The sequence below is a fragment of the Pseudomonas sp. PvP009 genome (assembly GCF_017832995.1).
Classification (GTDB): domain Bacteria; phylum Pseudomonadota; class Gammaproteobacteria; order Pseudomonadales; family Pseudomonadaceae; genus Aquipseudomonas; species Aquipseudomonas syringae.
In genome coordinates, this window is sequence record NZ_JAFIBG010000001.1 from 2,620,657 (window position 1) to 2,631,012 (window position 10,356).

Annotated in this window: 1 protein-coding gene (only partly in view); it reads right to left on the reverse strand. The window is 60.8% G+C overall.

Annotation, left to right across the window (positions count from 1 at the left end; translation table 11 throughout):
• A protein-coding gene (sypC, locus tag JOE29_RS11555; protein ID WP_210079524.1) for a syringopeptin non-ribosomal peptide synthetase SypC crosses the window boundary here: on the reverse strand, positions 1–9,939 show its 5' end (the start). 30,621 nt of this gene lie to the left of the window's left edge; 9,939 of the gene's 40,560 nt are visible here — the first part of the coding sequence; it begins with the start codon at positions 9,937–9,939; the stop codon falls past the left edge of the window.
• Positions 9,940–10,356 lie beyond the last annotated feature (417 nt).

The window sequence follows — 10,356 nt, forward strand, 5'->3', positions numbered from 1 at the left end:
CGCGCCGCCGGGCACGCAGGCCACCACCTGGTCGATCTGCTCCTGATTCAGTTCGATCAACGGCAGCATGTCCGGAGTGATTCTCTGGCAGTCCGCTGGAATACCGTTGGCAGGTATCACCAGATCGTCGACCGCGCCTGCCGCTGCTGCCAGTGCCGCCAAGGTCGGCTGGCTGAACAGCGTACGCACATTGGCACTCAGGCCGGCCTGGCGCATACGTTCGATCAGGCTCACTGCCAGCAGCGAATGCCCGCCCAGTTCAAAGAAATGATCGTGGCGACCGACACGTTCGATGTTGAGCAAGTCGCTCCAGATCTTCGCCAAAATGATTTCGGCTGCGCCTTGCGGCTCCTCGTAGCCGCCACGGATCAGTGCTTCACCGTCCGGAGCTGGCAGGGCCTTGCGGTCCAGTTTGCCGTTAGGGGTCAGCGGCAGCGCATCAAGACGCACGTAGGCCACAGGGATCATGTAGGCCGGCAGTTGCTCCTGCAGCCAGTCGCGCAGGCTATCGATGTCTGGCTCATTGTGGGCGGCCTGGACGGTGTAATAAGCCACCAGGCGCTTGTCGCCCGGGATGTCCTCGCGGGCGGTGACTACTGCTTCATGGACCGCCGGGTGTTTGGCCAGTAGTGCATCGATCTCGCCCAGTTCGATACGGAAACCACGGATCTTCACCTGATCGTCGTTACGGCCCAGGTATTCGATATTGCCGTCAGGCAAGTAACGACCCAGGTCGCCGGTGCGGTACATGCGTGCCGCGGGCTGCGGGCTGAACGGGTCTTTAAGGAAGCGCTCCGCAGTGAGGTCGTCACGGTTCAAGTAGCCTCGCGCCACACCGGCACCGCCGATGTAGATTTCACCCGCGACACCCAGTGGCACAGGCTGTTGCTGTTCGTCCAGCAGGTAAAACTGCGTATTGCCGACCGGTTTGCCGATGTGTGCAGCGAAGCCGTCTTCGCGGTCCATCGCCACCCAGCTGGAGTAGGTGGTGGTTTCCGATGGGCCATAGAGGTTGCACAGGCGCTGTACGCCAGTCTTCTCGAACAGATTTTCCACCAGACTGCGCTTGAGAGCCTCCCCCGCCACGTTCACGGTATGGACCGACGTTGGCAGCCCATTGACTTCCAGCAAGGCCTTCAGCGCCGACGGTACGGTGTTGATCAAGCCGATATCGTGCTCGCCGTGTTGCAGTTCCAGCACGTTCCTGACGACTTCGATGCTGCCGCCCGATGTCAGCGGCGCGAAGCATTCGTAGACCGCGAGGTCGAAGTTCAGCGAGGTGGAGAACAGCGTTTTTTCCAGTGCAGAACCGTCGAAAGCCTTATGCGCCCAGGTCAGAAAGTTCACGGTGTTACGGTGTTCGATCATCACGCCTTTCGGCAGACCGGTGGAGCCCGAGGTATAGATCAGGTAGGCCAGGTGCGCCGAAGTCAGCCCCGCCACCTGCGGATTCTGGACGGATTGGTCCTGCCAATCGCTCAGGTCGAGATTGATCACAGGCACCGAAACGCCGGCCAGTAACGCTTCAGTCGCCGACTGTGCCAGCACGGCAGCAGGTGCGCTGTCCTGCAACATGTAAGCAATACGGTCCGCCGGATAAGCCGGGTCCAGCGGCACATAGCCGCCGCCCGCCTTGAGAATTGCCAGCAAGCCGACGACCATGTCGGCGCCGCGCTCAACGCAGATACCAACCCGCGAATCAGGCTGAACGCCTTGCTTGCGCAACGCATGGGCCAGACGGTTGGCCTGCTCGTTAAGCTCGCGATAGGTCAGGCGCTGTTCGCCGTGAACCACCGCTACCGCATCCGGAGTGCACTCGACCTGTGCTTCGAACAAGCCATGAATGGTCTGTTCGTGCGGGTAATCCAGCGCGGTTTCGTTGAACGCCACCAGCAACTGCGCACGTTCTGCAGCAGGCAGGATCGGCAGGCTGTCGAGGGCCGAGGCCGGGGACTGTTCCAGTGCATCCACCAGATGCTCCAACACGGTCTGCATGTAACCACAAACCCGTCTGGCGCCCACGGCGCTGCTGACCAGCACGTTCAGGTTGAAGCCTTCACTGAAGTCATCGACGTTCAAGGTCAATGGATAGTTGGTGCGTTCTTCGCTTTTCAGCGTATGAATACCTTGCCACGCCTGGGTAGCCCGATCGGATACGCTGCCAGGCGCGCTATGGCGGTAGTTGAGCAGCGAACTGAACAGTGGCGTCGGTGCGGCAATGCCGCTGCAACGCTGAGCCAAGGCTAGCGACGCATGCTCATGACCCAGCAAGGCAGTCAGGCGTTCATGAGTGGCTTTGACCCCTTCACGCACGCTCTTCTCGCCTACCGAAACCCGCAGTGGCAAGGTGTTGATGAACATCCCCAATGCCCGCTCGGCGCCTTCGCCGGCCCGCATCCGGCCCATCAGCACGGTGCCGAACACCACGTCCTGTCTGCCTGAAACCGTGCTCAACACCTGAGCCCAGGCCAGGTGCAACAGACTGGCGGCGCTCACGCCCTGTTGACGAGCCTGAGCGCGCAATCTCAGGTTCAACCGAGGGTCCAGTGCAAGGGTGGCTTCCTCGATATCAAGGCCATCGCCCTGCACATTCATCAGACCGAACGGCAGCGTCGGTTCGTCTACATCACCGAGCATGTCGCGGAAGAACGCTTCGTGATCGGCCTGGCTGCCCCCCAGGCGTGCCTGGGCCACATAATTGCGATATGACACCGGTGCCGACAGGGTTTGAGCTTCGCCCAACAGCCAGGCCTGCATTTCATGCTGCACCACGGCCATCGCCATGTTATCGAGGACCATGTGATGGAACAGCAGCATCGCGCAGATCCGCTGATTCGGCGGATCCTCGGCATAGACCAGGCGCATCAGCGGTGCCTGAGTGACATCCAGGCGGTGGTGACGCGGGTCAAAGCGGCTATGCAGTTGCGTGCCGATATCACCGGCTGCCGGGTCGATGTGTAGTGCCTCGAGAGGCAACTGCGCTTGACGCCAGACCACCTGCACGGGTGAGTCCAGGCCTTTCCAGACCATAGAGGTGCGCAGAATGTCGTGACGCTCGATGACTGCCTGCAAAGCTTGAACGAAAGCGTCCAGAGTTGCGCGGTCATCGAAAGCGAAATGGGCCTGCAGCACATAGGGATCGCCCTGCTCGGCAGCAATATGGTGATAGAGGATGCCTTCCTGCAAGGGGGCCAGCGGATAGATGTCCTGCACATTCGCTACGCCGCCCGGCACGCCGGCGACCACGTGATCGATCTGTGTCTGGGTCAGGTCGGCCAGTGGCAGCAATTCAGGCGTAATGCGTTGACAATTCTTGGTGATCAGATTGGCTGGCACCACGATATCAGTGCTACCGCCGACTGCAGCAGCCAGTGCGGCCAGGGTCGGCTGACTGAACAGTACGCGTATATCGGTGCTCAGGCCCAACTGGCGCATACGCCCGATCAGGCTAACCGCCAGCAGCGAATGGCCGCCGAGTTCGAAGAAGTTTTCGTGACGACCAATCCGGTCGAAGCCCAGCAGGTCTTGCCAGATAGCCGCGATCTGGGTTTCGGTTTCGCCTTGTGGTGCTTCGTAGTCGCGGCTGATCAGTGCATCACTGCCCGGTGCTGGCAGGGCCTTGCGGTCGAGTTTGCCGTTCGGTGTAAGGGGCATGGCCTCAAGCCGCACATAAATGGCCGGCACCATGTACTCAGGCAGCTTTTCCTGCAAATGCCTGCGCAGGCTTTCAAGGTCCACCAGGTCGTGCCCGGCTGCCAGCGTGTAATACGCCACCAAGCGTTTGTCACCGGGAATGTCTTCGCGGGCGGTGACTACGGCTTCATGGACCGCCGGGTGTTTGGCCAGACGTGCATCGATCTCGCCCAGTTCGATACGGAAACCACGGATCTTCACCTGATCGTCGTTACGGCCCAGGTATTCGATATTGCCGTCAGGCAAGTAACGGCCAAGGTCACCGGTACGATACATGCGTGCCGCGGGCTGCGGGCTGAACGGGTCTTTAAGGAAGCGCTCCGCAGTGAGGTCGTCACGGTTCAAGTAGCCTCGCGCCACACCGGCACCGCCGATGTAGATTTCACCCGCGACACCCAGTGGCACAGGCTGTTGCTGTTCGTCCAGCAGGTAAAACTGCGTATTGCCGACCGGTTTGCCGATGTGTGCAGCGAAGCCGTCTTCGCGGTCCATCGCCACCCAGCTGGAGTAGGTGGTGGTTTCCGATGGGCCATAGAGGTTGCACAGGCGCTGTACGCCAGTCTTCTCGAACAGATTTTCCACCAGACTGCGCTTGAGAGCCTCCCCCGCCACGTTCACGGTATGGACCGACGTTGGCAGCCCGTCAACGTCCAGCAGTGCTTTAAGCGCCGACGGCACGGTGTTGATCAGGCCGATATCGTGTTCGCCGTGTTGCAGCTCAAGGACGTTTTTGACGATTTCGATACTGCCGCCCGACGTCAGTGGCGCAAAGCACTCGTAGACGGCCAGGTCGAAGTTCAGCGAAGTAGAGAACAGCGTTTTTTCCAGTGCAGAGCCGTCGAACGCCTTATGCGCCCAGCTCAGGAAGTTCACGGTGTTGCGGTGTTCGATCATCACACCTTTCGGCAGGCCGGTGGAGCCCGAGGTGTAGATCAGGTACGCCAGGTGCGCCGAAGTCAGTCCCGCCACCTGCGGATTCTGGACGGATTCGTCCTGCCAGTCGCTCAGATCAAGATTGATGACTGGCACCGAAACGCCGGCCAGTAACGCTTCGGTTGCCGACTGGGTCAGCACCGCGGCAGGCGCACTGTCCTGCAGCATGTAGGCAATACGTTCTGCTGGATAAGCTGGGTCCAGGGGCACATAACCGCCGCCCGCCTTGAGGATTGCCAGCAAGCCGACGACCATGTCGGCACCGCGCTCAACGCAGATACCAACCCTCGAATCAGGCTGAACGCCTTGCTTGCGCAACGCATGGGCTAGACGGTTGGCCTGCTCGTTAAGCTCGCGATACGTCAGGCGCTGTTCGCCATGAACCACTGCCAGGGCTTGCGGCGTGCGCTCGACCTGCGCTTCGAACATTCCATGAATGGTCTGCTGCTGCGGGTAATCCAGTGCGGTGTCGTTGAACGCCACCAGTAACTGCTCGCGCTCGACGGCTGGCAGAATCGACAAACTTTGTAGCGACGCTTGTGGCATCAACTCAAGTGCGTCCACCATATGTTCCAGCGCCGTGTGCATATAGCCACACACGCGCTGCGCTCCGACAGTGATCGTCGCCAGCGCAGTCAGTTTGAAGTCCTCACCAAAGTCATCGACGTTCAACGTCAATGGATAGTTGGTGCGTTCTTCACTGTTCAGGGCACGAATACCCTGCCAGGCCTGGGCGGTCCGTTCTGAAGCGCTGCCAACCGCACTGTGGCGGTAGTTGAGCAGTGCGCTGAACAGCGGCGTCAGCGCGGACACTCCGCTGCAACGCTGAGCCAATGCCAGGGATGCATGTTCGTGAGCGAGCAACGCGGTGAGTTGCGCGTGTGTCGCCTTGACCCCGGCGCGTACCCCTTGCCCGCCCACGGCAACCCGCAGCGGCAAGGTGTTGATGAACATTCCCAGCGCCCGATCAGCGCCCTCGCCGGCATGCATACGGCCCAGCAGTACGGTGCCGAACACCACGTCGCGACGATCGGAAACCTTGCCCAGCACCTGAGCCCAGGCCAGATGCACCAGACTGGCGGCACTCACACCCTGTTGTCGGGCCTGAGCACGCAGTCTCAGGCTCAACTGGCTGTCCACTACCAGGACGGCTTCTTCGATATCATGGCCATCGCCCTGCACATCCTGCAGGCCGAAAGGCAGTGTCGGTTCGTCGATGTCGCCCAGCATGTCGCGGAAAAACACTTCATGATCAGCCTGGCTGACACCCAGACGCGCCTGAGCCACGTAGTTGCGGTATGGCACGGGCGCCGACAAAGTTTCACTCTCGCCTAGCAGCCAGGCCTGCATTTCATGCTGCACAACATCCATGGCCGTGTGATCCAGGGCCATATGATGGAACAGCAGCATCGCGGTGATGCACTGGTTGAGCGGGTCCTCGGCATAGACCAGGCGCATCAGTGGCGCTTGAGTCATATCGAGGCAGTAGTGACGCGGATCGAAGCGGCTATGCAGTTGCGCGCCGATCTCGCCGTCCGCCGGGTCAAGTTCAAGCCCTTCAAGGTGCAACTGAGCCTGGCGCCATACCACTTGCACCGGTGATTCCAGACCGTCCCATACCACCCCGGTACGCAGAATGTCGTGACGATCGATGACCATCTGCAAAGCCTGAACGAAGGCGTCCAGGCGCTCGCGATTGTCAAAGGCGAACTGGGCCTGCAGCACATAGGGGTCGCCGGCCTCGGCTGCCATGTGGTGATAGAGAATGCCTTCCTGCAACGGCGCCAGCGCGTAGATATCCTGAACATTTGCCACGCCGCCGGGCACGGTGGCGACCACTTGGTCGATCTGCACCTGGGTCAGATTCGCCAATGGCAACAGCTCCGGGGTGATGCGTTCGCAGCCTTTGTCTATCAGATTGGCCGGTACCTTGATGTCATGGCTTGCGCCGACGGCTGCGGCCAGTGCGGCCAGCGTGGGCTGGCTGAACAGCACGCGAACATCTGCGCTCAGGCCCGCCTGGCGCATGCGTTCGATCAGACTGACCGCCAGTAGCGAGTGCCCGCCGAGCTCAAAGAAGTGATCCTGACGGCCGACGCGTTCAACGTTGAGCAATTCGGACCATAAGCGCGCCAGGGTAATTTCCACTTCACCCTCGGGTGCCTGGAATTCACGGCTGGCATAGGCGTCTGCGTCCGGTACCGGCAAGGCTCGGCGATCAAGCTTGCCGTTGGCGGTCAGCGGGAGCGAATCCAGCACCATAAAGGCGCTTGGGACCATGTATTCGGACAGAGACGCCGCCAGTTCGCGGCGCAGTTCGACCGCTGACAAGGCGCTGTTTTCGTCACCGACGACGTATGCCACCAGGCGTTTGTGTCCAGGCTCGTCCTGACGGGCCAGAACCACCGCCTCTCTGACACCAGGGCAATCGACCAGACGCGCTTCGATTTCACCCAGTTCGATACGGAAACCACGGATTTTCACCTGGTCGTCGTTACGGCCCAGATACTCGATCACTCCGTCTGCGTTCCAGCGACCAAGGTCACCGGTGCGGTACAACAGGGCTCCAGCGTCGTCGCTGAAAGGATTGGCGACAAACTGCGTAGCATTAAGCTCCGGGCGGTTCAAGTAACCCTTGGCCACGCCCTGCCCGCCGATATACAGCTCTCCGACCACACCGATCGCCACCGGTTGGCGTAGGGCATCGAGCACATAGACCTGGCTGTTGCCAATCGGGCGGCCGATAGGAATACCGCCGTTGCCGACCGAGGTGATCTCATGGATCGTAGAGAAAGTCGTCGCTTCGGTCGGGCCGTAGCCATTGAGCAAGTGTCTCGGTGCGCCGTGTTTCAATACTCTGGCGATCACTGCCGGGTCCAGCACATCACCACCAACGATCAGGTAGCGCAATCTGGCGAAGGCCTCCATCAGGCCGTCGGCATATTGATGGAACAGACCAGCGGTCATCCACAGCACGCTGACTGACTGGGACAGCAACAGCCCACGGAACTCGTCGAGAGACAGCAATACCGACTGCTCCACCACGACCACGCAGCCGCCATTGAGCAGTGGCGCCCATACATCCAGGGTGCTGGCGTCGAAAGCCGGGTTGGAGGCGAACGCTACACGATCCCTGGCATTGAAATCGGCATAATTGTTGTTGAGCACCAGACGGCTGACAGCACGATGCGGCACCAATACGCCTTTGGGCATACCGGTGGAACCGGAGGTGTACATGATGTAGGCCACCGACTCGGCGGACGCTGACGGTAGCGGGTCAGGCGCATCTTTTTGCAGTTCCAGCAGGTCAAGGTCAATCCGCTGGATGCCTTCAGGCACATCATGGCGAGCCAGCGTCAATACGTACTGCGCTGCGCAGTCTTGCAGCATGAATGCCTGACGCTCGACAGGAGCATTGATATCTAGCGGTACATAGGCCGCACCGCATTTGACGATCGCCAACTGACCGGCCAGCAGATCAAGGGAACGCCCCAGCAACAACGCCACCCGTTCGCCCGGTTGCACACCGAGTTCGGTCAGGTGGCGGGCCAACGCGTTGGCGCGACTGTTGAGTTCATGGTAGGTCAGTTGCTGGTCATCTTGTACAGCGGCCAGTGCATCGGGCTGCGCTGCCACTCGTTGTTCGAACAGTTCCTGCAGGCTGCTGTTACGTGAGTAGTCGCGTGCCGTGTCATTGAAGTCGTGCAGTACTTGCTGGCGTTCGGTTGACGAGAGGATTTGCAAACGCTGCAACGGGGTTTGCGGCTGCTGCTCCAGCGCCTCGACCAGCGCGCCGAGTGCCGTCAGCATATAGTTGCCGATGCGCTTTGCACCGATCTGTGCCAGTGCTTGAACCGCCAGGCAGAAGCCCTGGCCCAAATCGTCCACCGACAGCGTGATCGGGTAAGTGCTGCGCTCCTCGCTGCCCAGGCTCTCCAAGCCTTTCCAGGCCTGGAGCGCCTCTGACGAAACCTCTGGTTCGCTGGCACTGTGGCGATAATTGAGTAGTGAATTGAACAACGGTGCCGGTGCGGCCACGCCACTGCAACGCTGGGCCTGGGCCAGCGATGCGTGTTCGTGACCGAGCAACGCGGTCAGCCGTGCGTGGGTGGTTCTGACCCCTTCACGCACCGCATGCCCTTCAAGCTTGACCCGCAACGGCAAGGTGTTGATGAACATACCCAATGCCCGGTCGGAGCCGTCGCCGCCCTGCATCCGGCCCATCAGTACCGTACCGAAAACCACGTCCGACTTGCCTGACAGCGCACCCACCACCCGCGCCCATGCGAGGTGATGCAGGCTCGCGGCACTAACCCCAAGCTGCCTTGCCAAGGTTCGCAGGCGCGCGCTCAGTGCGTCATCGAGGGGCAGGCGCACATCTTCGATCAGCGAGTCGCTGCCCGGCGTTTCGAGCACGCCGAACGGCAGCGTTGGCTCATCGATATCGGCCAGCATCTCGCGAAAGAAACCTTCATGAGCATCTGCCCCGACACCCAGTCGGACCTGTGCCACGTAGTTGCGATACGGCACGGCTTCGGGCAAGGCATGGCCTTCGCCGAGCAGGAAGGCCTGCATCTCGTGTTTCACCAGCTCCAGCGCGGCGTGGTCGATGGCAATGTGGTGGTACAGCAGGATAGCGACCCAGCGGGCATTGGCCGGGTCTTCAACGCATACCATGCGCATCAGCGGCGCATCGCGCAGGTTCAGGCGATGGTGCCGGGTATCAAAATGCTCGAGCAACTGGGTCTCGATGGGACCGTCGGCGGCGTCCAGTGTCAGCTCATCCACTGTCAGCGTCGCCTCACGCAACACCACTTGCACCGGTTCGTCGAGGCCTTCCCAGACCATCGCCGTGCGCAGGATGTCATGGCGTTCGATCACCGCCTGCAGTGCCTGGGCGAAGTCATCAAGGCGCTCGCGACTTTCGGCCCCGAACAGCGCCTGCAATACATAGGGGTCGCCCTGCGCGGCGGTCAGGTGATGATAGAGAATCCCTTCCTGCAGAGGCGCCAGCGGGTAGATGTCCTGCACATTGCCAGCACCGCCCGGTACCGCGTTGACGATCCTGTCGATCGCTTCCTGGCTTAGATTGGCCAGCGGCAGCATGTCCGCGGTAATGCGAAAGGCCGGGCTGAGCCAGTCACCGCCCATTCGAGCCACCAGCGTCAGCAGTTCTGCCTTGTGCACGCTCAGGCTTTCAAGGGTGGCACTGTCCAGCCCCTCGTCGTCTCCGAGAATCACGAGATCGTCTTCTTCCTGTTGAAGACGGATCGCATGCGTGGAAAGAACTGCCATCAATTCGCTGAAGTGCATCGAATAACCTGCTGTTTATCATTTCAGAGGGGGTCGACGATCCCTGAGATCGGTGTCGCAACCAGTGTTTCGCACGATAAAAACGGAGGGGCTTCTAAACTCGAAGACAGAACGGGATCCGGGTGCAGGTATGATGGGCGCCGCAGCAATAAAGGGCTGCGGTCCTCTGACACACACGAAACTTCCCATTCGCCGTGCTTCCCACACGCCGCAAAAATTAGAGCATCCATGGGCGACTGTCTGTCGTGGGAAGCTGGGACAAGACTTGAGGGTGGCGGTCGGCGCCGCGATGTGCGAGCGGCTGGCTGAACAGACAGAGTGTAATGTTGCGAGGGGGGGCGAAGCTGTTACGCAGGACTTCAGGGTGAAAGGCAACCGCCCGACCGGTTGCCGATCGGGCGGGCAGTTACCGTCGCT